The organism is Streptomyces sp. NPDC019224, assembly GCF_040632605.1.
Taxonomy (GTDB): domain Bacteria; phylum Actinomycetota; class Actinomycetes; order Streptomycetales; family Streptomycetaceae; genus Streptomyces.
In genome coordinates this window covers 41,217-65,371 of sequence record NZ_JBEYCF010000045.1, presented here as the reverse complement: position 1 = coordinate 65,371, position 24,155 = coordinate 41,217, and the positions used below count along the sequence as shown (strand labels likewise).

Sequence of the window (24,155 nt, the reverse complement as noted above, 5' to 3'; positions counted from 1 at the left end):
CGGGCTTCGAACGCGCACAGTCGGCGCTTCAGCACAGCAGCAGGCGTGGGCACGAGGGCACCTCCGGACTCGAGAGCGAAGACCTCGACACCCTGCACCCCGAACCGTGGTGATCACAAACAGCAAAACTGCAGGTCAAACACCTGATTGGTTGGACAACAGCTAGTAAGCGACGTTCTCGCCGAGCGGGTTCGTACGGGCTATTACCTGCCCTACTGGATCACGTGTGTAGGCATAGGTGCGGCCGTCGAAGTCTGTTTCCGATATGAGCTCACCGGCGGAGTCATAGGTGTACGCCCAGGTCAGCCCCTGAGGATTGGTGACCTGGGTGACACGGAGTTCACTGTCGTGCTGGAAGGCGTAGCGCGCTCCGTCAGGATCTGTGCGGGTGGTGAGCAGGTCGAAGTCGGTGTATTCGAAGTGGGTGGACCGCCCCATAGGATCGGTGTAACTGGTGCAGTTGCCCTCGCCGTCATATGTCCACGATTCCGTTGCGCCGTCGGGGTGCGTACGGCTGGCAAGCTCACCGTCAGACGTCCACTGGCACACGGTCTCGGACCCCAGCGGGTCCGTGATGTGGACCAGGCGGCCGAAGACGTCGAATTGGAAGTGTGTGGTGGCGCCGAGCGAGTCGGTGACACGGACCGGAAGCCCTGCGGGGTCATGGAGCACTTCGGTCGTAGCTCCGTCCGCCTCGGTGAGAGAGACGAGCCGACCGTAGGTGTCGTATGAGTAGGAAGTGGTGCGGCCGGTTGGGTCGGTCAGTGCTGTGCGGTTGCCACGTTCATCGAATTCCTGATGCCATCGACTGCCGTCCGCATGGGTGAGCGTGGTGATGAGGCCCGATGCGTCCCGCTGAGCCCGCAGCTCGGTGCCGTCCGGCCGCCTGACACCGACGGGTCTGCCGGCCTCGTCGTAGGAGAACGTCGTGGTGTGTCCCAGTGCGTCGGTGTGGGTCAGCCGGTGCCCACGGGCGTCGAAGGTGTCGCGGGTGGTGTTGCCCAATGGGTCGGTGGTGGCCAGGACTCGGCACCTGCCGTCGACGAGATGATGGGTGGAGCGGCCGTCGGCGGTGGTGAGGGTGGTGGTCCGGTTGCCCGTGGACGGGTCGGGTTCGGTGTACGCCAGGGTGAGCTGGAAGTGGCCCGCCTCACCGCCCTCCGCGACGACGCGGTCCCGGTCGTCGTAGGCGTAGCTGTATCGGCTGTTGTTGGAATCGATCCAGGCCGTGACCCTGCGGCGTTCGTCGTAGGCGAAGGTGAGGGCGGCGCCGGATGGTTTGGTGACGTTGGTGAGGTTGCCGTCGGCGTAACCGTAGGTGCGCAGGGAGATGGGCGCATCCGGATCGGCGGGCGTGAGTCCGTTCTCGTCCGTCGTGGGGGTGAGCAGCGCCAGGCTTGTGACGAGTCCGTCTGCCAGTGCCAACTCCAGGTGGTAGCCGCCGGAGTGGACCAGTGCCAGGGGCGTGCCGTCGTCGGTGCGGTCGAAAGTGATGGTGTTGCCGTTGCGGTCGCTGATCTCGCCGAGCCAGGCGGCGCCGTCTTCGCCGGGGTCGGTTCCGGGCGGGGCGTCGAAGTGGCGGGTGAGGCCGGTTTCGGGGTCGGTGATCGTGTAGTCGCCGGATGCGTCGCGTTCCAGGGTGCTGCGTGAGGTGCCGGATTCCGGGCGGGTGGGAAGGCCGGGTGCGGGGTGGGGGTAGGGGATGAGGCGGCCGTCGTCGGTGATGTGGATGACGCCGTTGGCGTCGATTTCCAGGTGTTCGTCGATGGTGGAGGACCAGGAGGGGCCGAAGAAGCGGCCTGCGGTGTAGCCGGATTCGACGCGGCGGGTGAAGGCGAGCGGTAGGACGCCGGGCAGGACCACGTCGGTCTGGGGCAGGAACATGCGGCCGGAGGCGAGGTCGACCGGGTCGGTGCCCTTGGTGGTGCGTTCCTCGGGGGTGCGGTTGTGGGTGCCTTCGGGGGCGTCGTCGATGAGGCGGCGGGCTTTGTTCGCGTCCTGTGCGAGGTCGGCGAGTTCCTTCGCGGTGCGGGCTCCCTTGACCGCGGCTCCGCCGCCGCCGGTCGCGGCTGTGAGGACGAGGTCGGGGACGAGGCGGCCGAGTCCTTCGGCGGGGTCCTTCATGAACTCGGTGACCATCTGCTTGCCGGCGCCCCAGGGGTCGTTGGCGACCTGGACGAGTCCGGCGGCGGTGTTGTTCAGCGCGAGTCCGTACTCGGCGGGGTGTGTGACGTTGTACGGGTCCATCGGGTTGACAGTGCGTACGAAGTTGAGGAGCCCGGCCGTGCCCTTGGCGACCCCGCCGACGAAGTGCGTGTTCATGATCTGGGTCTCGGCGAGCCCGTCCATGGCCTGCTCGGCGTAGCTCGGCTTCTTCGGCGCGGCGTCGCGCGCGGCGGCCACGGCGGTGCGGGCGGTCTCGGCTGCGGTGTTGCGTTGCGTACGGGCTTCCGTGAGGAGTCGCTGGGCTTCCTCCATACGGGCCTTGCCGGGGTCGGTGAACTCACCGGGCCTCGGCGGCAGGGTGGCGGGGTCGCGTTTGTCGGAGGGCAGGGCGTTGTACGTGTCGACGGCCTTGTTGAACGTGTCGCACTTCTTCTTGTGGGCGTCCATCGCCTCCTCGGAGGCCTTGGTACCCGCGTTCCACTTGTCGATCGCCAACTGGGCCTGACCCTGAGCCCATTCGACTGTCCCGGCGAACGACTCCAACGCGTCCGCGGCCTTCTCGAAGGCGTCGGAGGCCTTGAACCACTTCGGTGGCTCGACGGAGACCGAGTCGCGGAACGCGTCCGCTGTCTTGCCCTTGAGTTCGGAGGCGTCCAGTCCCTTGAGCCCGCCGCCGACGTTGTCGAGAGCACCTTGCAGGTTCTTCAGGTGTGTGGCGGTCGAGCGGATCTCGGACGGGCTGCCGTAGATCAGCTTCTTCTTGTCCTCGGTCTGGCCGAGGTCCATCTCCTCGACTTCGGCGCCATCCGGTTCGCGACCGAGCGTGACTGCTCACGCACCCAGTCCGCGCCGGAGTCCCAGCCCACGTCCTCCAGCCGGTCGGCCGTCCAGTCCCCGGCGTCCTCGACCCGGTCACCGACCCACTTCGTGCCGTCCTCGACGGCGTCCTCGATGACGTCCGGTGTCAGATCGCTGACAAGATCCCCGAGTCCCATGGGTCAGTTCCCCCCGTTGTCCTGCTGCCGTTGGCGGGCCCGCTCCTCCGGGGAGGGCCCGAACACTTCGTCGACGTCCCGGTCGAAGGTCTCCTGGTCGCGGCCGAGCAGGTTGTTCATCATGTCGCTGTGCAGGCCCCCGGTGCCCTCGGTCATCAGCGACCGTCCGGTGTCCTTCCAGGTCTGCTTCGCCTCGTCGCCGGCCCGCTCGAACGACTCCACGCTGTAGTCCGGGCTCAGGTAGTCCGGGGTGAGGACAGCACCCCACCCCTGACTGACGATGTCGTCCTCGGACGCGTTCGGATTACCCACACCCGCGTTGACCACGATCTTCAACGTGCCCTCGATGTACCGCTCCTCCTCCCACAGCACCCCTGCGGACAGGCCAAGCTTCGCCGCGATGGCGTTGGCGTCCTGGACCAGCGCCCGGACTCCCCACTCCCATCGCTCGCAGAAGTCCTCGAAGGTCACCGACAGCCCGTAATGGCCGGCCTCCATGCCGGTCATTGCCAGGCCCGACACTCCCTTGCCCAGCGCCGCCCCGGTGCCCGAACCGATCTCCCCCAGCTCGTCCACCGTCGCCCGCAGCCCACTGGTGATCTTCTGGACACTCCCCGGATCAACGTGCAGATCCCCCGCGCCACCGCCGCTCACAGCCCACGCCCCCCGTCGCTGCCTCGTGGGTGCACCGCGTTCTCACCGTCTACGGCTACCGCGTCCGGCACGATCCCCGTCACCGGCGGGAAGAACATGGCCCCCTCAGGATCAGCGATGTTCACCGCGACGCCCGCCGGCACCCCCATCGCCGGTACAACCTCGTCCAGCAGCCGTCCTCCCCGCAGCTCCGCGAACTCCCACGCCCGCCCAGCGGCCCCGGCGTCATGAGCAGAGACCCGCTCCTGCGCGAACCGCGCAAACGCCACCTCGTCCGTGAACCCGCACACCCAGCACACCCCGCCGAACTCCGCGGTCCACAACCCTCCACCTGCCAACGGCACCAGCACCAAAGCCCGCCGGAACTCCCCCAGCAGCGCCTGCGGATCACCCACCCCGGCCCGCTGATCGGCTATACGATCCGCCAGCGCTGTCCCCCCAGCCATGGCCCCCCTTCGCATTCGCTATCGCCCTCGAACACCGTAGAGCACCACACCCGTCCACTATCAGCGGTTCCAGGACCGTGGCTGCTTTCGATCGGTGAGATGTGCGGGGCGGCAGGGGGCGCAGCGGCTACGGAGGAGGTTCGGCAGCTCCCTGGCGGTCGCTGAAATGCTCTCCGGCTTCGGATCGAGCAAACAAGAAAAGGCCCCGGTCATTGACCAGGGCCTTCATGAAAGAGCGGGTGACGAGAATCGAACTCGCGCTCTGAGCTTGGGAAGCTCATGTTCTACCATTAAACTACACCCGCGAAAATGTCGAACGCTGTCTCCAGCGACGCATCCTCGGACACTGTACCCCATCGCGATCCCATCCCGGAGCCGTCGTCGAGGCGGCCGCGGGGAAGGTGGCCCGGGAGGGTGATGTGGGTGTCGGGGGCGGGAGTTGGGGCGTAGCGTGGGTGGTCGGAGTGCCGTGTGGAGTGGCGTCCTGTTCATCCCCTAATGTGGCGGTCTCGTCCACGGCTTGATGGGGAAGGGACTTGATGGACTCCATGGAGCGCACCGTCGTCCGCTGTGCCGAAGGGCACGTTTTCGCGACCACCACGTTTCCGATGCAGCAGCTCGGGGCAGAGCGGATCGGGCCCGGGCGGCTCATCCGGTGTCCTCGTTGCGCTCGGTTGCGGCATGCCGTGCCCGTGGTGTTCGAGCAGCGGTAAGGGGCGGGCGACAGGCGCGCGGGCGGCCCGATGGGGGCGGGCCCGCGCGTTCTGCGTATCCTCGGTGGGTGCTTCTCTCAGACAAGGACATCCGCGCCGAGATCGACGCCGGACGCGTACGCATTGATCCATTCGACGCGTCGATGGTGCAGCCCTCGAGCATCGACGTGCGGCTCGACCGCTATTTCCGGGTGTTCGAGAACCACCGCTATCCGCACATCGACCCGGCCGTCGAGCAGGCGGATCTGACCCGCACCGTCGAACCGGACGGGGACGAGGCGTTCATCCTGCACCCCGGGGAGTTCGTGCTGGCGTCGACGTACGAGGTCATCTCGCTGCCCGACGATCTCGCGTCGCGGCTGGAGGGGAAGAGTTCGCTCGGCCGGCTCGGGCTCGTCACGCATTCCACGGCCGGGTTCATCGACCCCGGTTTCTCCGGGCATGTCACCCTGGAGCTGTCGAATCTGGCGACGCTGCCGATAAAGCTGTGGCCGGGAATGAAGATCGGCCAGCTGTGCATGTTCCGGCTGAGTTCTCCGTCCGAGTTCCCTTACGGCTCCGAGCGGTACGGGTCGCGTTATCAGGGGCAGCGAGGGCCGACCGCGTCGCGCTCCTTCATGAATTTCCACCGGACGCAGGTGTGAGGGCCCGATGGCTGACGAGGCGCGGGAGAACCTGACGTACGAGGGCTTCGGGCATGCCGTGCGGGAGCTGGCGCAGGCCGTGGCCGAGGACGGGTACGAGCCGGACGTGGTGCTGAGCATCGCGCGCGGCGGCGTGTTCGTCGCGGGCGGTCTGGCGTACGCGCTGGACTGCAAGAACATCCACCTGGTGAACGTGGAGTTCTACACGGGCGTGGGCGCCACCCTGGAGATGCCCGTCATGCTGGCGCCCGTGCCCGATGTCGTCGACTTCTCCGACAAGAAGGTGCTGATCGCCGACGACGTCGCCGATACCGGGAAGACGCTGAAGCTGGTGCGCGATTTCTGTATCGATCACGTCTCCGAGGTGCGTTCCGCGGTCATCTACGAGAAGCCCCACTCGCTCGTGAAATGCGAATACGTGTGGAAGAAGACCGACCGCTGGATCAACTTCCCCTGGAGTGTGGAGAAGCCCGTCGTGCGGCGCAGTGGGCAGGTTCTCGACTCCTGAGCACGCGAAAGGGCCCCGGTCACCGGGGCCCTTTTTCCGTACGCGCCGCACAGTGGTCAGATCGTGCCCAGCTTCAGGATCGACACCAGCGCCAGCAGCTGGATCGCCGAAGCGCCCAGCGCCTTCGGCCACGGCAGGTCGTGCGACTTGCTCACCATCGAGGTGAGCAGCGCCGCCGCGGCCAGCCAGGTGACCCAGCCGAGGATGACGACCAGCGAGTTCTCGCCGCCCAGGAACATCGCGAAGACCAGGCGCGGCATGTCCGTGATCGACATGATCAGCATGGACAGGCCCACCGTCGGCTGCCACGCGCCGTCGCCGCCGAGCTGGCGGGCCAGCGTGTGGGTGACCGCCCCCAGCACCAGGCCGCCGAGCACGAAGCAGACGCCCGTGAGGATGACGTAGGGGACGGCGCTGGAGACCGGGGCGTGGATCGCGTCGTCGCGGGCCTGGTCGAAGCCGAAGAGGGCCAGCAGGCCGTAGAGGAACGTCACGACCAGGGCCGGGCCCCAGACCGGGTAGTCCCGCATCTGCCAGAACGTCGGGCCGGGGCGCGTCACGATGCCGCTCAGCAGCTGCTTCCAGTGCAGGCGCGGTCCTATGGGCGCGGCGGGCGCGTGGCCTGCGCGGTAGGCGTTGCCGTCGCTGTACGGCTCCTCGTCGATGCGGAACGCCTGCGTGTGGCCGGGGTTGTTCGCGTACGGATCGCCGGGGGCGGGGCCCTGCGGGTACGCGTACGGGTCGGCGAAGTACTCCGGCTCGTCGGGGCCGCCGCCGGTGTAGCCGCCCCCGTGGTTCCCGCCGGCGCGGTACGCACCGCCGTCGGGGTAGCCCGGAGCGGCGTGGTGCGGGGCGCCCTGCCCTCCCGTCGGCGGCCATTGCTGCCGGCCGTACGGCGGCGGTGCCTGAGTGCCGTACGGCTGCTGCCGCGGTTGCTGTTGCCCTTGCTGCGGGGTGCGGTTGTCCCGGCCGCGTCCGATCCTGAATCCAGCCACGTCATCGAACGTACCTGGTCCGCCGGTTACGGGGGCCCGGGGCCGGGGAAGTACCGGCCTTTGACGCTCACCTGTGACATCCCCTAAGGGGACCCCGGGGGGGTTTCCCCCGGCATCCGCGGGGGAACGCGGAAGCGGCCGGTCCTGCCCCCGAGGCAGGTCCGGCCGCTTCTCCGCGCCGTGACGCCGGTCCGGCTACTTCGCCGGTTCCGGTTCCGGTTCGTCCGCCGGCTCCGGGTCGCCCGCGGGGTCGGCCGGGGTCTTCACGGAGTCGAGCAGCAGCTGGGACACGTCCACCACCTGGACGGACTCCTTGGCCTTGCCGTCGTTCTTCTTGCCGTTGACCGAGTCGGTCAGCATGACCAGGCAGAACGGGCAGGCCGTGGAGACGATGTCCGGGTCGAGGGAGAGGGCCTCGTCGACGCGCTCGTTGTTGATGCGCTTGCCGATCCGCTCCTCCATCCACATCCGGGCACCACCGGCGCCGCAGCAGAAGCCGCGCTCCTTGTGGCGGTGCATCTCCTCGTTCCGCAGGCCCGGGACCTTCGCGATGATCTCGCGCGGGGGCGTGTAGATCTTGTTGTGGCGGCCCAGGTAGCAGGGGTCGTGGTACGTGATCAGGCCCTCGACCGGGGTCACCGGGATCAGCCTGCCCTCGTCGACGAGGTGCTGGAGCAGCTGCGTGTGGTGGATGACCTCGTACTCGCCGCCGAGCTGCGGGTACTCGTTCGCGATCGTGTTGAAGCAGTGCGGGCAGGTCGCGACGATCTTCTTCGCGGACTTGGCCTTCCTGGTCGAGTCGTCCTCGTCGTCCTCGCCGAAGGCCATGTTCAGCATCGCCACGTTCTCCTGGCCGAGCTGCTGGAACAGCGGCTCGTTGCCCAGGCGGCGGGCCGAGTCGCCCGTGCACTTCTCGTCGCCGCCCATGATCGCGAACTTGACGCCCGCGATGTGCAGCAGTTCCGCGAAGGCCTTGGTGGTCTTCTTGGCGCGGTCCTCCAGGGCGCCGGCGCAGCCGACCCAGTAGAGGTAGTCGACCTCGGTGAGGTCCTCGACGTCCTTGCCGACGATCGGGACCTCGAAGTCGACCTCCTTGGTCCACTCGACGCGCTGCTTCTTGGCGAGCCCCCAGGGGTTGCCCTTCTTCTCCAGGTTCTTGAGCATGGTCCCCGCCTCGGACGGGAACGCGGACTCGATCATCACCTGGTAGCGGCGCATGTCGACGATGTGGTCGATGTGCTCGATGTCGACCGGGCACTGCTCCACGCAGGCACCGCAGGTGGTGCAGGACCAGAGGACGTCGGGGTCGATGACGCCGTTCTCCTCGACCGTGCCGATCAGCGGGCGCTCGGCCTCCGCGAGAGCGGCCGCGGGAACGTCCTTCAGCTGCTCCTCGCTCGCCTTCTCCTCGCCCTCCATGTCCTTGCCGCCGCCGGCCAGCAGATACGGGGCCTTGGCGTGCGCGTGGTCGCGCAGGGACATGATCAGGAGCTTCGGGGAGAGCGGCTTGCCCGTGTTCCAGGCGGGGCACTGCGACTGGCAGCGGCCGCACTCGGTGCAGGTGGAGAAGTCGAGGATGCCCTTCCAGGAGAACTGCTCGACCTGGGAGACACCGAAGACGGCGTCGTCGGCCGGGTCCTCCCAGTCGATCTCCTCGCCGCCCGTGGTCATCGGCTGCAGCGCGCCCAGCGCGACCGCGCCGTCGGCGTTCCGCTTGAACCAGATGTTCGGGAAGGCCAGGAAGCGGTGCCAGGCGACGCCCATGTTGGTGTTGAGCGAGACCGTGATCATCCAGATCAGCGAGACGCCGATCTTGACCATCGCGGTGAAGTAGATGAGGTTCTGCAGCGTGCCGAGCGCCAGTCCCTTGAAGGCGAGGACCAGCGGGTACGAGACGAAGTACGCGGCCTCGTAGCCGTCGACGTGGTGGATCGCGCCCTCAAGGCCGCGCAGGGTCAGGATCGCCAGGCCGATGACGAGGATGACGTACTCGACGAAGTACGCCTGCCAGGCCTTCGAGCCCGCGAAGCGGGACTTGCGGCCCGCCCGGGACGGGAGGTTCAGCAGCCGGATGGCGATCAGCACGAGGATGCCGACCGTCGTCATCAGGCCGATGAACTCGATGTACAGCTCGAACGGCAGCCATTCACCGATGACCGGCAGGACCCAGTCGGCCTTGAAGAGCTGCCCGTACGCCTGGAGCAGCGTCGGCGGCAGGGTCAGGAAGCCGATGGCGACGAACCAGTGCGCGAAGCCGACGATCCCCCACCGGTTCATCCGGGTGTGGCCGAGGAATTCCCTGACCAGGGTGATCGTGCGCTGCTTCGGATTGTCGGTGCGACCGCCGGCCGGGACCGGCTGTCCGAGCGTGACGAACCGGTAGATCTGCGCGACGGCTCGGGCGATGAGCGCAACGCCGACCACGGTCAGCACCAGCGACACGATGATCGCGGCGAGTTGCATTGGGGGCTCCTCGGGCCTGCGAGGGTGGGATCGATCCAGCGTCTACTGGCGAGTACAGCGTCTTCCAGTGAGCGCCGGGACTACGAGTATCGCTACTACTAAGCAGTAACTTAATCAGTCTGTGCTGACCCTATCCACTTATTCCGCCGTCCTGTAGCCGGGCAGGCGGTGATCTGTGTCGCTCGGGTGTGCCTTGTCACGCCACGGCAGGGCGTGGGCCGCCTCGCGCAGGGGTACGCGTACCGCCTCGGCGAGGATCGCCAGGTCCAGCCCCAGCCCCTGGTGTTCGGCGTAGTGCTGGTCCAGGAGCTCCGCCTCGTCCCACGGCATCGCCGAGCGGTGCCGTACCTGGGCCAGGCCGGTCAGGCCGGGCTTCAGCTCCAGCCGCCAGTGTCGCGCGCCGCCGGTTCCGTTCCGTGCGTCGCCCGGGGCGAGCGGCGCCGGCCCCACGAGGGAGAGCTCGCCCCGCACCACGTGGTGCAGCCGCGAGAGCACGTCCAGCTTCAGCCACCGGGTGCGCAGGGAGCGCAGGACGAAGGGGGTGCCGTGCAGCCCGGTGCGGGGGGAGTGGCTCGTCACGCGCCGGCCCCGTACGGCGAGCGCCAGGGCGGCGGCCGCCAGCAAGGGGGAGGCCAGGAGCAGCAGGGCCGAACCCAGGGCCAGGTCGAGGGTGCGTTTGGCGGTCGGGCGGGGAAGGGGGGTGGGGGCCGCGGCCCGCGGGGAGGCGCGTGCGGTCGCCGGGCGGGAGGTCCGTGGCGGGCGCCAGGGGCGCGGCCGGGGTCCTCTTCCCCACTGTCCCTGTGTACGCATCGTTCGCACCTGCCTGGAATCGGCGGATCGGATGTCGGTTTTGCGCTGCTCCCAGCATTTTGTGACAGAACGATCCCATGTGGCCATGATGGGGGAGGGCTGCGCGGCGCAGGAGGCGCCTGGTGTCGCCGGTGGCGCGAGGTGGGTGCACGTAAGTTGAGTCATGGGGACTCAGGTCTGTTGACTCCGTGACGGGAGTCGTGCATCCTTGAGCCAGATCCACTCAAGTAGTCAGTTGGAGGAATCGAAATGGCACGTGCGGTCGGCATCGACCTGGGCACGACTAACTCCGTCGTCAGCGTTCTCGAAGGCGGCGAGCCCACCGTCATCACCAACGCAGAGGGCGCCAGGACCACGCCGTCCGTCGTCGCCTTCGCGAAGAACGGCGAGGTTCTGGTCGGCGAGGTCGCCAAGCGCCAGGCGGTGACCAACGTCGACAGGACCATCCGCTCCGTCAAGCGCCACATGGGCACTGACTGGAAGATCGACCTGGACGGCAAGAGCTTCAACCCGCAGCAGATGAGCGCCTTCATCCTGCAGAAGCTGAAGCGCGACGCCGAGTCGTACCTGGGCGAGAAGGTCACCGACGCGGTCATCACCGTCCCGGCGTACTTCAACGACTCCGAGCGTCAGGCGACCAAGGAGGCCGGCGAGATCGCGGGCCTGAACGTCCTGCGCATCGTCAACGAGCCGACCGCCGCCGCGCTGGCGTACGGGCTCGACAAGGACGACCAGACGATCCTCGTCTTCGACCTCGGTGGCGGCACCTTCGACGTGTCCCTCCTGGAGATCGGCGACGGCGTCGTCGAGGTGAAGGCAACCAACGGTGACAACCACCTCGGTGGTGACGACTGGGACCAGCGCGTCGTCGACTACCTGGTGAAGCAGTTCGCCAACGGGCACGGCGTGGACCTGTCCAAGGACAAGATGGCTCTCCAGCGTCTTCGCGAGGCCGCGGAGAAGGCGAAGATCGAGCTGTCGTCCTCGACGGAGACCTCGATCAACCTGCCGTACATCACGGCGTCGGCCGAGGGCCCGCTGCACCTGGACGAGAAGCTCACGCGCTCGCAGTTCCAGCAGCTCACCGCGGACCTCCTGGACCGCTGCAAGACCCCGTTCCACAACGTCATCAAGGACGCGGGCATCCAGCTCTCCGAGATCGACCACGTCGTTCTCGTCGGTGGCTCCACCCGCATGCCGGCCGTCGCCGAGCTCGTCAAGGAGCTGACCGGCGGCCAGGAGGCCAACAAGGGTGTGAACCCGGACGAGGTCGTCGCCATCGGCGCCTCGCTCCAGGCCGGTGTCCTCAAGGGTGAGGTCAAGGACGTCCTGCTCCTCGACGTCACCCCGCTGTCCCTCGGCATCGAGACCAAGGGCGGCATCATGACCAAGCTCATCGAGCGCAACACCACGATCCCGACCAAGCGCTCCGAGATCTTCACGACGGCCGAGGACAACCAGCCGTCCGTGCAGATCCAGGTCTACCAGGGCGAGCGCGAGATCGCGGCGTACAACAAGAAGCTCGGGATGTTCGAGCTGACCGGTCTGCCGCCGGCCCCGCGCGGTGTCCCGCAGATCGAGGTCGCGTTCGACATCGACGCCAACGGCATCATGCATGTCGCCGCGAAGGACCTCGGCACCGGCAAGGAGCAGAAGATGACCGTCACCGGCGGCTCCTCGCTGCCGAAGGACGAGGTCAACCGGATGCGCGAGGAGGCCGAGAAGTACGCGGAGGAGGACCACGCCCGCCGCGAGGCCGCCGAGTCGCGCAACCAGGGCGAGCAGCTCGTCTACCAGACGGAGAAGTTCCTCAAGGACAACGAGGACAAGGTCCCCGGCGACGTGAAGACGGAGGTGGAGACCGCGCTCACCGAGCTGAAGGAGAAGCTCAAGGGCGAGGACACCGCCGAGATCCGCACGGCCACCGAGAAGGTCGCGGCCGTCTCCCAGAAGCTGGGCCAGGCGATGTACGCCAACGCCCAGGCCGAGGGCGGCGCGCAGGGTGCCGCGCAGCCGGGTGCCGAGCAGGCCCAGGGCGACGCGCAGGACGACGTCGTGGACGCCGAGATCGTCGACGACGAGAAGGACTCCAAGGGCGGTGCGGCGTGACCGAGGAGACTCCGGGCTTCGAGGAGAAGCCCGACGTCCCCTCCGGCGCCACCTCTGACGACGCCGAGTCGAAGGCCGACGCCCCCTCCGAGGAGGAGGCGTCGGCCCCGGCCGGGGACGCGAACGAGACCACGGCCCTGACCGCTCAGCTGGACCAGGCCCGCAGCGCGCTCGACGAGCGCACCGGGGACCTCCAGCGGCTCCAGGCCGAGTACCAGAACTACCGCCGCCGCGTGGAGCGGGACCGGGTCACGGTCAAGGAGATCGCCGTCGCGAACCTCCTGTCCGAGCTCCTGCCCGTGCTCGACGACGTCGGCCGGGCCCGGGAGCACGGCGAGCTCGTGGGCGGGTTCAAGTCGGTGGCCGAATCGCTGGAGACGGTCGTCGCGAAGCTGGGCCTCCAGCAGTTCGGCAAGGAGGGCGAGCCCTTCGACCCGACGGTCCACGAGGCCCTGATGCACAGCTACGCGCCGGACGTCACGGAGACCACCTGCGTGGCGATCCTGCAGCCCGGGTACCGGATCGGCGAGCGCACCATCCGTCCCGCGCGGGTCGCGGTCGCCGAGCCCCAGCCGGGGGCGGCCCCCGCGGCCGCGAAGGAAGAGAAGACAGACGACGAGGAGAGCGGTGGCGGCGAGGAGGTCTGACATTCCGTCCGATCACCTGGCAGCACACCGCCCGGCCACCAGGACCCCCCGTCCGGGCCGTGCCAGGGCCTGCGGGCCCGGCACCGCCCGGACGGGGGGCTCCCGGCCGGTCGTCCGGAAGGAGGGACGTCGATGAGTACGAAGGACTTCGTCGAGAAGGACTACTACAAGGTTCTCGGCGTCCCCAAGGACGCCACCGACGCCGAGATCAAGAAGGCGTACCGGAAGCTCGCCCGCGAGTTCCACCCGGACGCCAACAAGGGCGACGACAAGGCGGAGGAGCGCTTCAAGGAGATCTCCGAGGCGAATGACGTCCTCGGCGACGCCAAGAGGCGCAAGGAGTACGACGAGGCGCGCGCCCTCTTCGGCAACGGCGGCTTCCGCGCCGGTCCCGGCGGCGCCCAGGGCAACTTCAACTTCGATCTGGGGGACCTCTTCGGAGGCGCCCCGGGCGGGGGCCAGGGCGCCGGCGGCTTCGGCGGCGGCCTCGGCGACGTGTTCGGCGGCCTCTTCAACCGCGGCGGCGGCAGCACGAGGGTGCAGCCGCGGCGCGGCCAGGACATCGAGTCCGAGGTGACCCTCAGCTTCACCGAGGCGGTCGACGGGGCCACGGTCCCGCTCAGGATGTCCAGCCAGGCCCCCTGCAAGGCGTGCTCCGGCACCGGCGACAGGAACGGCACCCCCAGGGTCTGCCCGACCTGTGTCGGCACCGGACAGGTCTCGCGCGGCAGCGGCGGCGGTTTCTCGCTCACCGACCCGTGCGTGGACTGCAAGGGCCGCGGCCTCATCGCCCAGGATCCCTGCGACGTCTGCAAGGGCAGCGGCCGGGCCCGCTCCTCGCGGACCATGCAGGTGCGGATTCCGGCAGGCGTCTCGGACGGGCAGCGCATCCGGCTGCGCGGCAAGGGCGCGCCGGGCGAGCGCGGCGGACCGGCCGGCGACCTGTACGTCGTGGTCCACGTCGACACCCACCCGGTCTTCGGCCGCAAGGGCGACAACCTCACCGTCACGGTGCCCGTCACCTTCACGGAGGCGGCGCTCGGCGGCGAGGTGAAGGTGCCGACGCTCGGCGGGCCGTCCGTGACGCTGAAGCTTCCGGCCGGTACACCGAACGGGCGTACGATGCGGGCCCGCGGCAAGGGCGCCGTCCGCAAGGACGGCACCCGGGGCGACCTCCTGGTCACCGTCGAGGTGGCCGTGCCCACCGACCTCGGTGCCGAGGCCAGGGACGCGCTGGAGGCCTACCGCGAGGCGACCGCGGACCAGGACCCGCGGGCGGAGCTGTTCCAGGCGGCGAAGGGAGCTTGAGGTGGACGGCCGACGGCGCAATCCGTACGAACTGACCGACGAGTCCCCGGTGTACGTGATCTCGGTCGCGGCCCAGCTCTCGGGCCTGCACCCGCAGACACTGCGCCAGTACGACCGCCTCGGGCTGGTCTCCCCCGACCGCACGGCCGGGCGCGGCAGGCGCTACTCGGCCCGCGACATCGAGCTGCTGCGTACGGTGCAGCAGCTGTCGCAGGACGAGGGCATCAACCTCGCCGGCATCAAGCGCATCATCGAGCTGGAGAACCAGGTCGCGGCGCTCCAGCAGCGCGTCGCCGAACTCTCGGCGGCCGTGGACGGGGCCGCGGCGGCGATGCGGCAGCGCGAGGCCCAGGTCCACGCCTCGTACCGGCGCGACCTGGTCCCGTACCAGGACGTGCAGCAGACGAGCGCCCTGGTGGTCTGGCGCCCCAAGCGCCCGAAGGACTGAGCGCCCCGCACTCCTCGCTCACGCGGCCCGTCGCCCCGGTGTTGTCTCCGGGGTGGCGGGCCGCGTCGCCGTGTGCCGCGGTACGGGGCTTCCGGGCCGAAGCGGTCAGGAGTCCTGATCGAGGATTCCTGACCGGGCGATCAGATAGCCGAGCTGGGCGCGGCTGTTGCTGCCGAGGACGACGGACAGCTTGGCCACATGGGCGCGGCAGGTGCGGACGTTCATGCCCAGGCGGCGGGCTATGGCCTCGTCCACGTGTCCCTCTACGAGGAGTTGTGCGATGGAGCGCTGCACCCCGCTGATGCCTTTGGGGGCCGGGGTGTACGGAAGCTCGCCCAGGAGGGGGGACGCGCGGCTCCAGAGCTGTTCGAAGACCTTGATCAGGTACTCGACCAGTCCGGGGTGGCGCAACTCCAGGGCGACCTGGTCGTCGCTTCTCGCGGGAATGAAGGCTACTGTCCGGTCGAAGACGATCAGCCGGGCGATGAGTTCTTCGAGGGTGCGGATCTCCACCTTGCCGTCGGCCAGTCGTTCGGCGTAGGCGAGCGTCCCCTGGCTGTGCCGGACGGTGTGCTGGTAGAGGGTGCGCATGCTCACTCCCCGGTGAACCACCAGCAGAGCGCGCTCCAGACCTTCCCGGAGGCGGTCTTCACCGCGATCGCCTCCTGGCTGGACGGTGAGGACCTCCGTGCGGCACTCCGCGGTGGCCAGGTCGAGGGCGGCGTTGATCCGGTGCTTCCCCTCCAGCACGGTGATGGCGTGGGTGGTGGGGGGGACCTGGGCGCTGATGTCCATGAAAGGCTCGAACGACTCGGTCAGTTCGAGGGAGCGGCGCCGGCGTTCCTGGATCTCGCGTTCGATGGGATGAAGACGCTGGGCGAGCGCTGTGGACGGCGGAAGCGGCCGGAGCCAGTCCGGGTCGTCGGGGTCAGGCTGGAGGAGGGCGAAGTCCATCAGGCAGGGGGCGGAAATCGCTTCCGCCCGGGAGATGCGCCCCGAGCGCAACGCGCTGGCGTAAAGACGCCCTCCGTCGGCGCAGAGATCGGTGATCCCGTGGTGATGTGTCCCCTTTGAGTCACTTGTGGCCATATCTGCACCCCCCAGGTTCCTGAACATGCAGGAACATGATGCATCGACTCGGTGGTGTTCGTGTGCCCAGGTGAGACATCGTCTTAGGTGCGGGGGAGAAGAATCCACAAGTGAGGACGAAGCTGACTATGTATAAGCGAATGCTTCGCTCGGCGCTTGCCGCCTCGTTCGTCGCTGGCCTGGGCTACGGCGTTCTGGGTGGCGTCGGCGAGATCAGTACGGGTGCCGAGAAGACCACCGGCCCCAGTGAGATCAGCTGGAGCGTCGAGGCTGTTGACTCATCCGGTGAGATCAGCTGGCTCTCCCCGATAACGGTCGCACCGAATGAGATCAGCTGGAACGCGGCGCTGAGCCAGGCGGGCGCCTGACATGACCACCCCGCCGGACGACCGGACCTTCCGGCGTGAGATGGCGACTGCCTACCGGTCAGGGTGGCATTTCATCGATCTCGTCACGGCGCTGCCCCACCGTGGTGACTCGTTGATGGTCACTCTGTTCGGCGACCCGGTCGTCGTCGCCCGCGAGGACGACGGCGAGGTCCGCGCCTACCGCTGCCTGCGCAAGCCGCGGGGCGCGCCGCAGCCGGTGCGCTGTGCCATCCGGTACGACATGATCTTTGTGAATCTCGCGCAGCGCGACCATCAGCTGTTCGAACCAGAAGCCATTTCCGCCACCCCCCGCAGTGCCTGAGCGATCCCCCGTCGTTCCACGTCGCTCAGTCACTTCCCCCACACAACGGCACCACCGTGACCTGAACACGGTGGTGCCGTTGTGCTGTGTCCGGGCACCCGCGCTCAGCCGCGTCCGAGCGCCCGGTCCAGGGTGATCTCGATGACGACCCGGTCGGGGTTGGGGGAGGGCACCCGGTCGTAGCGCTCGGTGTGGCGGCGTACGGCCTCCGCGACCCTCTCCGGGTCCGTGCTGATCCGGGCCACGCCCTCCAGGGTCGCCCAGCGGCGGCGGTGCACCTGGCACGCCGCGACGCGGGCGCCGTCCGGACCCGCGGCCAGGATGTTGGCGACCTTGCGGCTGTGCTTGTTGGTGATCACCCGGGCGAGGCCGGCCTCGGGGTCGTACGTCACGCAGACCGGCACCACGTGCGGGGTGCCGTCCGGGCGGACCGTGGTGAGCGTGCATACGTGGTTCTCGCGCCAGAACGCGAGGTACTCGGGGCCGGGCTGGTGTACGTCGACTGCCATGGCCCCAGCGTAGGCGGGGCGCGGTGGCGGGTGCCCGCGGCGGCCGGTTCACTCGGAGGAGGGGGCGTGGCCGCGTTCGCCTTGGGTGGAAAGCGCTCAACTCCGGCCGCGATCGACCTTGAGTGGAATAGACTCAACTTTGTGCACGTTGACCGTGTCAGTAGTGAGGACGGACTCGTCATCGCAAGGAGGAGACAGCGCACGTGGACGCCGAGCTGACCAACAGGAGCCGGGACGCCATCAACGCGGCCACCAGCAGGGCCGTGAAGGACGGGCACCCGGATCTGACCCCGGGGCACCTGCTGCTCGCGCTGCTCTCGGGTGAGGACAACGAGAACCTCGTCGATCTGCTGGCCGCCGTCGAGGCCGACCAGATCGCCGTACGCACCGAGACCGAACGCCTCCTGGCCGCGCAGCCCAGCGTGACCGGGGCGACCGTCGCACCGCCCCAGCCCAACCGCGAGCTGCTCGCCGTCATCGCGGACGCCGCCCAGCGCGCCAAGGAGCTCGGCGACGACTACGTCTCCACCGAGCACCTGCTGATCGGGATCGCCGCGAAGGGCGGCCGCGCCGGTGAGATCCTCGACGGACAGGGGGCCGGCGCGAAGAGGCTGCTGGACGCGTTCGAGAAGAGCAGGGGAGGGCGCCGGGTGACCACTCCCGACCCGGAGGGCCAGTACAAGGCCCTGGAGAAATTCGGTACCGACTTCACCGCCGCCGCGCGCGAGGGCAGGCTCGACCCGGTCATCGGGCGCGACCAGGAGATCCGCCGCGTCGTCCAGGTGCTCTCGCGGCGCACCAAGAACAACCCGGTGCTCATCGGTGAGCCCGGCGTCGGCAAGACCGCCGTCGTCGAGGGGCTCGCCCAGCGCATCGTCAAGGGCGACGTTCCCGAGTCCCTGAAGGACAAGCGGCTCGTCTCGCTCGACCTGGGCGCCATGGTCGCGGGCGCGAAGTACCGCGGCGAGTTCGAGGAGCGCCTGAAGACCGTCCTCTCCGAGATCAAGGAGAGCGACGGCCGGATCATCACGTTCATCGACGAGCTGCACACCGTCGTGGGCGCGGGCGCCGGCGGCGACTCCGCGATGGACGCGGGCAACATGCTCAAGCCGATGCTGGCCCGCGGCGAGCTGCGGATGGTCGGCGCGACCACGCTCGACGAGTACCGCGAGCGGATCGAGAAGGACCCCGCCCTGGAGCGCCGCTTCCAGCAGGTCCTGGTGGCGGAGCCGTCCGTCGAGGACACCATCGCGATCCTGCGCGGCCTCAAGGGCCGTTACGAGGCCCACCACAAGGTGCAGATCGCGGACGCGGCCCTGGTCGCCGCCGCGACCCTGTCCGACCGGTACATCACCTCCCGCTTCCTCCCCGACAAGGCCATCGACCTCGTCGACGAGGCGGCCTCCCGGCTCCGCATGGAGATCGACTCCTCGCCCGTCGAGATCGACGAACTCCAGCGTTCCGTCGACCGGTTGCACATGGAGGAGCTGGCCCTCAGGAACGAGGCCGACGCCGCCTCCAAGCAGCGCCTGGAGAAGCTGCGCCGCGACCTCGCCGACAAGGAGGAGGAGCTGCGCGGCCTCAACGCCCGCTGGGAGAAGGAGAAGCAGGGCCTCAACCGCGTCGGTGAGCTCAAGGAACGCCTCGACGACCTGCGCGGCCAGGCCGAACGCGCCCAGCGCGACGGCGACTTCGACACCGCGTCCAAGCTGCTGTACGGGGAGATCCCCGCCCTGGAACGCGAACTGGCCGAGGCCGACGAGGCCGAGCAGGAGGCCGCCCGCGAGCCCAAGGAGACCCTGGTCAAGGAAGAGGTCGGGCCGGACGACATCGCCGACGTCGTCGGCGCCTGGACCGGCATCCCGGCCGGCCGCCTCCTGGAGGGCGAGACGCAGAAGCTGCTGCGCATGGAGTCGGAACTCGGCAAGCGCCTGATCGGGCAGACCGAGGCCGTGCAGGCCGTCTCGGACGCGGTACGCCGCAGCCGCGCCGGCATCGCCGACCCCGACCGCCCCACCGGCTCGTTCCTGTTCCTCGGCCCGACCGGGGTCGGCAAGACCGAGCTGGCGAAGGCCCTCGCGGACTTCCTCTTCGACGACGAGCGGGCCATGGTCCGCATCGACATGAGCGAGTACAGCGAGAAGCACAGCGTCGCCCGCCTCGTCGGCGCCCCGCCCGGATACGTCGGTTACGAGGAGGGCGGCCAGCTCACGGAGGCGGTCCGCCGCCGCCCGTACACCGTCGTCCTGCTGGACGAGGTCGAGAAGGCCCACCCCGAGGTCTTCGACATCCTGCTCCAGGTGCTCGACGACGGCCGGCTCACCGACGGACAGGGCCGGACGGTGGACTTCCGGAACACCATCCTGATCCTGACGTCCAACCTCGGCAGTCAGTTCCTGACCGATCCCCTCACCAAACCGGAGGAGAAGAAGCGGCAGGTCCTGGAGGTCGTACGGGCCTCCTTCAAGCCGGAATTCCTCAACCGGCTCGACGACCTGGTGGTCTTCTCCGCCCTGTCCGGCGACGAGCTGGCGCACATCGCGGGCCTCCAGATCGGCCGGCTCGCCAAGCGCCTGGCCGACCGCAGGCTCACCCTGGACGTCACCCCGGAGGCGCTGGCCTGGCTGGCCGAGGAGGGCAACGACCCGGCGTACGGAGCCCGGCCGCTGCGCCGCCTCATCCAGACGGCGATCGGCGACCGGCTCGCGAAGGAGATCCTGGCGGGCGAGATCAAGGACGGCGACACGGTCCGCGTCGACCGGGCCGGTGACGGCCTGCTCGTCGGTCCGGCGGTCTGAGAAAGCGCGCCAGGGGCCGCCGGCCGGAATGTGACACCCGCGGGTCCGGGTGTCACATTCCCCTGCGCGAGGGGCAGATCCGCCGCCGGTTCGCGGACGCGGAGAATACGGTGATTCCGGAAGAACGGAGAGACGTCTCCCACCCGGTGCGACCCGTTCCCCAACATCGGTATCGCGCCAAATATTCTGCCCGGCCCTCCGTGCGTGGACTCCTTCCCGGAAGCTGCCGCGACCCCCGTACGCCGCTTCTGGCAAGGGAGTTCGGGGCATGAAGGTATGCCGTCCGGTCCGGGCCGGGAGCATAAACAGGACACCGCGCTTCACCTGCGGCCACCTGCCCGCGGCTGTGGTTAGAGGTCGAAACGGGCGGCCGGTAGCGTGCCCGCATGAACGAGCGGATAGGCGATGAGATAAGCAACGGGCCCCAGAAGCCCAGATCCGACAATCTCTTTCACCTTGGCGAATTCCGTACCCTTTGGGCTGCTTATGCTCAGTCGATCCTGGGCGACCAGCTGGCCCGTGTGGCGCTGTCGTTGCTTGTTTTCGAACGTACGGACTCCCCGGGATGGACCGCGGCGACCTACGCCCTGACCACCCTGCCGACCCTGTTGTCCGGGGTACTGCTCTCCGGTCTGGCCGACCGGTTCCCCCGGCGCACCGTCATGGTCGGCTGCGACCTGACCCGGATGGTGCTGGTCGGGCTGATGGCTCTGCCGGGGATGCCGCTGCCGCTGCTCGCCGGACTGCTGGTGCTGGCGCAGCTGGCGGAGGCGCCCTTCGGCGCCGCCCAGGGCGCACTGCTGCCCACCGTGCTCGGCGTCGAGCGCTACGAGCGGGGCCAGCGGATCATGCAGATCACCCATCAGGTGGGCCAGCTGGCCGGTTTCGCCGGGGGCGGGCTGCTGGCCGCGTGGCTGGGCAGCCACCGCTCGCTGGCGGTGAACGCGCTGACCTTCCTGCTCTCGGCGGCCCTCATCCGGTTCGGGGTGAAGGCCCGCCCGGTGACGAGCGCCGAGGCCCGTACGGCGAAGCTCGGCGCCCAGGTCGGCGGTGCCGCCGCGCTGATCTGGTCGGACCGCCGGCTCCGCTCGCTGCTCGCACTGGGCTGGCTCGCGGGCTTCGTCGTCCTGCCGGAGGGGCTGGCCGCCCCGTTCGCGGACGAGGCCGGGGGCGGGGCCTACGCGGTGGGGCTGCTGCTCGCCTCGCATCCGGCGGGCATGGTGCTGGGGGCGGCCCTGCTGGGACGGGCCGGGGTCGGGGACGAGACCCGGCGCCGGCTGCTCGGCCCGCTGGCAGTCGCCGCGAATCTGCCGCTTGTCGTCTACTTGTTCGATCCCAGTCCGGAAGCGGCGATGCTCCTGCTGTTCCTCGCGGGGGTGTGCTCGGCGTACCAGATCACCGCCGGAGCCACCTTCGTCCTGCTGACCCCGGCCGACCGGCGGGGGCAGGCACTGGGGCTCGCCCGGTCGGGGGTGACCGCCATGCAGGGCATCGGTGTGGCGGCCGGGGGCGCGGTGACCGAGCTGACCGGCTCCTCGGCGAACACCATCGGGGCCTCCGGGCTCCTCGGGGTGGTCTGCGCCGTCCTGGCCGCCACCGCCTGGGCCCGGGCCCGGGGCACCGGGGCCGAGATGGTTCCCGGAAAGGCGTAGCCCCGGCCGGTCTACGCCACGGCCGCCAAACGCGGTTAGGGTCATCGGCAGGAAACCACGCGCGATCCACAGGAGTACCCAGCGATGTCTATCGACCCGTCCTCGATTCCCCACTTCGGGGCTCAGCCCGAACCGCAGGCGGCAGGACCGGAGGGCCCCGTCGTCCCTGACCAGGACCTCGTCAAGCAGCTGCTGGACCAGATGGAGCTGAAGTACGTCGTCGACGACGAGGGCGACCTCGCCGCGCCGTGGGAGGAATTCCGCACGTACTTCATGTTCCGCGGCGAGGGCGAGCAGCAGGTCTTCTCGGTCCGTACGTTCTACGACCGCCCGCACGCCGCGGACCAGCGCCCGGTCCTGCTCGACGCGATCGACGACTGGAACCGCCGCACCCTGTGGCCCAAGGTCTACACGCACACCCACGAGCCCGAGGAGGGCTCCGAGGACACCGAGACCTCGGTCCGGCTGATCGGTGAGGCGCAGATGCTCATCGGCACCGGCGTCTCGCTGGAGCACTTCGTCTCCTCGACGGTCAGCTGGGTGCGCGCGTCCATCGAGTTCGACAAGTGGCTGCTGGAGCGCCTGGGCCTGGCCCCGGAGAAGCCCGCGGACGGCGCGGAGGACACGGAGCAGGCCGCTCCGGACGCCTGAGCGCCCGTTCACCTGACGAAGCCCGGTGCGGGCGACCCCCGCCGCCGGGCTTCGTCATGCCGGGGCGTCGCGGAAGCCGGTCTCGTCCTGGACGCGGCGGGCCCGGGTGGCCGCCCGCCCTCACCCCGACAGCCCGGCCGCGACGACCACGGGGGCCGGGCCGACGGGGACGGTCCACGGCTGCGGGACCGACGGCAACCGGGTGACCGGCAAGGTCCACGACACCGCGTGCGAGTCCTTCCGAACCATCGCCGACAGCGAGAAGGCCCCTGGCGCGGGGGCGGGCCTCCTCGCCGGCGGGTCGGCACGGCGCTACAGCTCTTTGAGCCGGGTGACGGCCTCCTGGAGCACGTCGGTCCGCTTGCAGAAGGTGAAACGGACGAAGGGCGCGCCCTGGTCCCGGTAGTCGTAGAAGACGGCGTTGGGGACGGCCACCACCCCGCACCGCTCCGGCAGCGCCCGGCAGAACGCGATGCCGTCGCCGGTCGCGTCGAGCGGGCGGATGTCGGTGGTGACGAAGTACGTGCCGGCCGGCCGGTACACCGCGAATCCGGCCTCCGTGAGCCCCGCGCACAGCAGGTCCCGCTTGGCGCGCAGGTCCGCGCGCAGTTCCTCGTAGAAGCTGTCGGGCAGCCGCAGCGCCTCGGCGACGGCGTACTGGAGGGGGCCGCCGGAGACGTACGTCAGATACTGCTTCGCCGAGCGCACCGCCGTCACCAGCTCGGCGGTCCCGGTGACCCAGCCGATTTTCCAACCGGTGTACGAAAATGTTTTGCCGGCCGACGAGATGGTCACCGTGCGCTCGCGCATACCCGGGAAGCCTGCCAGCGGCAGGTGTTCGCCCTCGAAGACCAGGTGCTCGTAGACCTCGTCCGTGACGACGAGCAGGTCGTGCTCGCACGCCAGCTCGGCGATCGCGCCCAGTTCCGCGCGGCTCAGGACGGTGCCGGTGGGGTTGTGCGGGGTGTTGATCAGCAGCAGCCGGGTGCGCCGCGTGACCGCCGCACGCAGTTCGTCGAGATCCAGCCGATAGGCGCCGGCGGAGGTGTCGGGACGCAGGGTGACGGGAACGCGCGTGGCGCCCGCCATGGCGATGCAGGCGGCGTACGAGTCGTAGTACGGCTCCAGCGCGACGACCTCGTCGCCGGGCTCCAGGAGCGCCAGGAGGGAGGCGGCGATGGCCTCGGTGGCACCCGCGGTGACCAGGACCTCGGTGTCGGGGTCGTACGCCAGGCCGTAGCGCCGCTGCTGGTGACCGGTGATCGCAGTGCGCAGTTCGGGGACGCCGGGCCCGGGCGGATACTGGTTTCCGTGCCCGGCGCGCAGGGCACGGACCGCGGCCTCGCGGACCTCCTCGGGGCCGTCGGTGTCCGGGAAGCCCTGGCCGAGGTTGATGGCGCCGGTGCGGACGGCCAGCGCGGACATCTCCGCGAAGATCGTCGTGCCGAACTCGGCGAGGCGGCGGTTGAGCAGCGGTCGTCCCTGTGTCATGGCTGCCATCCTGCGCGCAAGCTCTGGAGTTGCTCAAGTCTGCTTTGGCCGTACGGGGACGGGGGCATCTCCCCTGCACGCCGCAACGGGCGAGGAGCGGGGGGTCTCGCTTCGGGGGACGGAAGGACGTGAGGTTATGGGTGGGGTGCGGGTCTGGGTGATTCTGGCCGTGCTGGTCGTGGTCCTCGTCGTGATACTGGCGAGGGTCGGCGGGCTCGCGTCGTCGCGCAGCAGGGGGCGCAGCACGGCGGGCGGCTCGGCGGCCGGGGGCAGCTGGTGGGCCGGCGGTGGCGGCGGCGACGGGGGATCGTCCTGCGGCAGCGGCGGGGACTCGGGCGGCGGAGGCGGGCACTCGGGCGGCCACTCCTG

19 protein-coding genes, 1 tRNA gene and 1 pseudogene are annotated in these 24,155 nt (G+C 69.4%); 11 read left to right on the top strand and 10 right to left on the bottom strand.

Translation table 11 applies throughout. From position 1 onward, the window contains the following. Window positions 1-165 precede the first annotated feature (165 nt). The 4 genes and pseudogenes from ABZ564_RS25020 to ABZ564_RS25005 form a co-directional block, all read right to left on the bottom strand. A pseudogene (locus tag ABZ564_RS25020) lies at window positions 166-3,161 on the bottom strand (putative T7SS-secreted protein); the annotation flags it as partial. A 3-nt stretch (window positions 3,162-3,164) separates the two neighbouring features. Continuing rightward, window positions 3,165-3,815, bottom strand: coding sequence for a hypothetical protein (locus tag ABZ564_RS25015; RefSeq protein ID WP_360860611.1), 651 nt, complete (start codon window positions 3,813-3,815; stop codon window positions 3,165-3,167). Continuing rightward, window positions 3,812-4,261 carry a hypothetical protein gene (locus tag ABZ564_RS25010; RefSeq protein ID WP_360860608.1) on the bottom strand — a complete coding sequence of 150 codons (450 nt, stop codon included), beginning with the start codon at window positions 4,259-4,261 and terminating at the stop codon, window positions 3,812-3,814. The genes ABZ564_RS25015 and ABZ564_RS25010 overlap by 4 nt, the downstream gene beginning before the upstream one ends. Window positions 4,262-4,495: 234 nt before the next feature. After that, window positions 4,496-4,566: transfer RNA gene (locus ABZ564_RS25005), tRNA-Gly, on the bottom strand. Window positions 4,567-5,042: 476 nt separating this feature from the next. Here ABZ564_RS25005 and dcd point away from each other — a divergent pair. Together dcd and ABZ564_RS24995 are read left to right on the top strand one after the other, a co-directional pair. After that, the gene (gene dcd / locus ABZ564_RS25000) at window positions 5,043-5,618 is read left to right on the top strand and encodes a dCTP deaminase (RefSeq protein WP_136326616.1); all 576 of its coding nucleotides are present in this window, start codon (window positions 5,043-5,045) and stop codon (window positions 5,616-5,618) included. A 7-nt stretch (window positions 5,619-5,625) separates the two neighbouring features. Then, entirely contained in the window at window positions 5,626-6,126 is a 501-nt protein-coding gene (locus ABZ564_RS24995; protein WP_360860605.1) for a phosphoribosyltransferase, read from the top strand. A 56-nt stretch (window positions 6,127-6,182) separates the two neighbouring features. Here ABZ564_RS24995 and ABZ564_RS24990 read toward each other — a convergent pair whose 3' ends face one another. The 3 genes from ABZ564_RS24990 to ABZ564_RS24980 form a co-directional block, all read right to left on the bottom strand. Further along, window positions 6,183-7,121, bottom strand: coding sequence for a Yip1 family protein (locus tag ABZ564_RS24990; RefSeq protein ID WP_360860602.1), 939 nt, complete (start codon window positions 7,119-7,121; stop codon window positions 6,183-6,185). Window positions 7,122-7,316: 195 nt separating this feature from the next. Continuing rightward, window positions 7,317-9,584, bottom strand: a complete 2,268-nt coding sequence (locus tag ABZ564_RS24985) for a (Fe-S)-binding protein (RefSeq protein ID WP_360860599.1) — start codon at window positions 9,582-9,584, stop codon at window positions 7,317-7,319. A 138-nt stretch (window positions 9,585-9,722) separates the two neighbouring features. Further along, on the bottom strand, window positions 9,723-10,394 hold the full coding sequence (locus tag ABZ564_RS24980) for a sugar transferase (protein WP_360860597.1): 672 nt from the start codon (window positions 10,392-10,394) through the stop codon (window positions 9,723-9,725). Window positions 10,395-10,643: 249 nt separating this feature from the next. Here ABZ564_RS24980 and dnaK point away from each other — a divergent pair, with 249 nt between their 5' ends. From dnaK to ABZ564_RS24960, 4 genes are all read left to right on the top strand, one after another. Beyond that, window positions 10,644-12,503 (top strand): molecular chaperone DnaK, encoded by a 1,860-nt coding sequence (gene dnaK / locus ABZ564_RS24975; RefSeq protein WP_360860594.1) that lies wholly within the window; start codon window positions 10,644-10,646, stop codon window positions 12,501-12,503. After that, window positions 12,500-13,150, top strand: a complete 651-nt coding sequence (gene grpE, locus ABZ564_RS24970) for a nucleotide exchange factor GrpE (protein WP_360860591.1) — start codon at window positions 12,500-12,502, stop codon at window positions 13,148-13,150. The genes dnaK and grpE overlap by 4 nt, the downstream gene beginning before the upstream one ends. A gap of 132 nt (window positions 13,151-13,282) precedes the next feature. After that, window positions 13,283-14,458, top strand: a complete 1,176-nt coding sequence (gene dnaJ, locus ABZ564_RS24965; protein ID WP_360860588.1) for a molecular chaperone DnaJ — start codon at window positions 13,283-13,285, stop codon at window positions 14,456-14,458. A 1-nt stretch (window position 14,459) separates the two neighbouring features. Beyond that, window positions 14,460-14,906, top strand: coding sequence for a helix-turn-helix domain-containing protein (locus tag ABZ564_RS24960; protein WP_360860585.1), 447 nt, complete (start codon window positions 14,460-14,462; stop codon window positions 14,904-14,906). A gap of 105 nt (window positions 14,907-15,011) precedes the next feature. On the opposite strand, the gene ABZ564_RS24955 is transcribed toward ABZ564_RS24960, so the two are convergent. Further along, window positions 15,012-15,995: a helix-turn-helix transcriptional regulator gene (locus ABZ564_RS24955; protein WP_360860582.1), complete on the bottom strand. Its 984-nt coding sequence runs from the start codon at window positions 15,993-15,995 to the stop codon at window positions 15,012-15,014. A gap of 110 nt (window positions 15,996-16,105) precedes the next feature. Here ABZ564_RS24955 and ABZ564_RS24950 point away from each other — a divergent pair, with 110 nt between their 5' ends. Further along, window positions 16,106-16,363: a hypothetical protein gene (locus ABZ564_RS24950; protein WP_360860579.1), complete on the top strand. Its 258-nt coding sequence runs from the start codon at window positions 16,106-16,108 to the stop codon at window positions 16,361-16,363. A 1-nt stretch (window position 16,364) separates the two neighbouring features. Next, window positions 16,365-16,685 carry a hypothetical protein gene (locus ABZ564_RS24945; RefSeq protein ID WP_018522262.1) on the top strand — a complete coding sequence of 107 codons (321 nt, stop codon included), beginning with the start codon at window positions 16,365-16,367 and terminating at the stop codon, window positions 16,683-16,685. A gap of 104 nt (window positions 16,686-16,789) precedes the next feature. On the opposite strand, the gene ABZ564_RS24940 is transcribed toward ABZ564_RS24945, so the two are convergent. After that, window positions 16,790-17,194 (bottom strand): TIGR03618 family F420-dependent PPOX class oxidoreductase, encoded by a 405-nt coding sequence (locus tag ABZ564_RS24940; protein WP_360860576.1) that lies wholly within the window; start codon window positions 17,192-17,194, stop codon window positions 16,790-16,792. Window positions 17,195-17,397: 203 nt separating this feature from the next. On the opposite strand from ABZ564_RS24940, the gene clpB reads away from it, so the two are divergent. The 3 genes from clpB (at window position 17,398) to ABZ564_RS24925 (ending at window position 22,295) form a co-directional block, all read left to right on the top strand. Continuing rightward, a complete protein-coding gene (gene clpB, locus ABZ564_RS24935) occupies window positions 17,398-19,992 on the top strand; it encodes an ATP-dependent chaperone ClpB (RefSeq protein ID WP_360860573.1) in 2,595 nt (864 codons plus the stop codon). 386 nt (window positions 19,993-20,378) lie between these two features. Then, window positions 20,379-21,644 carry an MFS transporter gene (locus tag ABZ564_RS24930; protein ID WP_360860570.1) on the top strand — a complete coding sequence of 422 codons (1,266 nt, stop codon included), beginning with the start codon at window positions 20,379-20,381 and terminating at the stop codon, window positions 21,642-21,644. A gap of 84 nt (window positions 21,645-21,728) precedes the next feature. After that, window positions 21,729-22,295, top strand: a complete 567-nt coding sequence (locus ABZ564_RS24925; RefSeq protein WP_360860567.1) for a YbjN domain-containing protein — start codon at window positions 21,729-21,731, stop codon at window positions 22,293-22,295. Window positions 22,296-22,607: 312 nt separating this feature from the next. Here the strand turns inward: ABZ564_RS24925 and ABZ564_RS24920 are convergent, their stop codons facing one another. Then, window positions 22,608-23,786, bottom strand: coding sequence for a pyridoxal phosphate-dependent aminotransferase (locus tag ABZ564_RS24920; RefSeq protein ID WP_360860564.1), 1,179 nt, complete (start codon window positions 23,784-23,786; stop codon window positions 22,608-22,610). Between the last annotated feature and the right edge of the window lie 369 nt (window positions 23,787-24,155).

Excerpts from the sequence above, each read along its gene's own strand:
- dnaK (WP_360860594.1), top strand. The coding sequence starts at position 10,644 with ATGGCACGTGCGGTCGGCATCGACCTGGGCACGACTAACTCCGTCGTC.
- ABZ564_RS24925 (WP_360860567.1), top strand. The coding sequence starts at position 21,729 with ATGTCTATCGACCCGTCCTCGATTCCCCACTTCGGGGCTCAGCCCGAA.
- ABZ564_RS24995 (WP_360860605.1), top strand. The coding sequence starts at position 5,626 with ATGGCTGACGAGGCGCGGGAGAACCTGACGTACGAGGGCTTCGGGCAT.
- ABZ564_RS24945 (WP_018522262.1), top strand. The coding sequence starts at position 16,365 with ATGACCACCCCGCCGGACGACCGGACCTTCCGGCGTGAGATGGCGACT.
- ABZ564_RS24980 (WP_360860597.1), bottom strand. The coding sequence starts at position 10,394 with ATGCGTACACAGGGACAGTGGGGAAGAGGACCCCGGCCGCGCCCCTGG.
- ABZ564_RS24930 (WP_360860570.1), top strand. The coding sequence starts at position 20,379 with ATGAACGAGCGGATAGGCGATGAGATAAGCAACGGGCCCCAGAAGCCC.
- ABZ564_RS25010 (WP_360860608.1), bottom strand. The coding sequence starts at position 4,261 with ATGGCTGGGGGGACAGCGCTGGCGGATCGTATAGCCGATCAGCGGGCC.
- ABZ564_RS24920 (WP_360860564.1), bottom strand. The coding sequence starts at position 23,786 with ATGACACAGGGACGACCGCTGCTCAACCGCCGCCTCGCCGAGTTCGGC.
- ABZ564_RS24985 (WP_360860599.1), bottom strand. The coding sequence starts at position 9,584 with ATGCAACTCGCCGCGATCATCGTGTCGCTGGTGCTGACCGTGGTCGGC.
- dnaJ (WP_360860588.1), top strand. The coding sequence starts at position 13,283 with ATGAGTACGAAGGACTTCGTCGAGAAGGACTACTACAAGGTTCTCGGC.
- ABZ564_RS24940 (WP_360860576.1), bottom strand. The coding sequence starts at position 17,194 with ATGGCAGTCGACGTACACCAGCCCGGCCCCGAGTACCTCGCGTTCTGG.
- ABZ564_RS24955 (WP_360860582.1), bottom strand. The coding sequence starts at position 15,995 with ATGGCCACAAGTGACTCAAAGGGGACACATCACCACGGGATCACCGAT.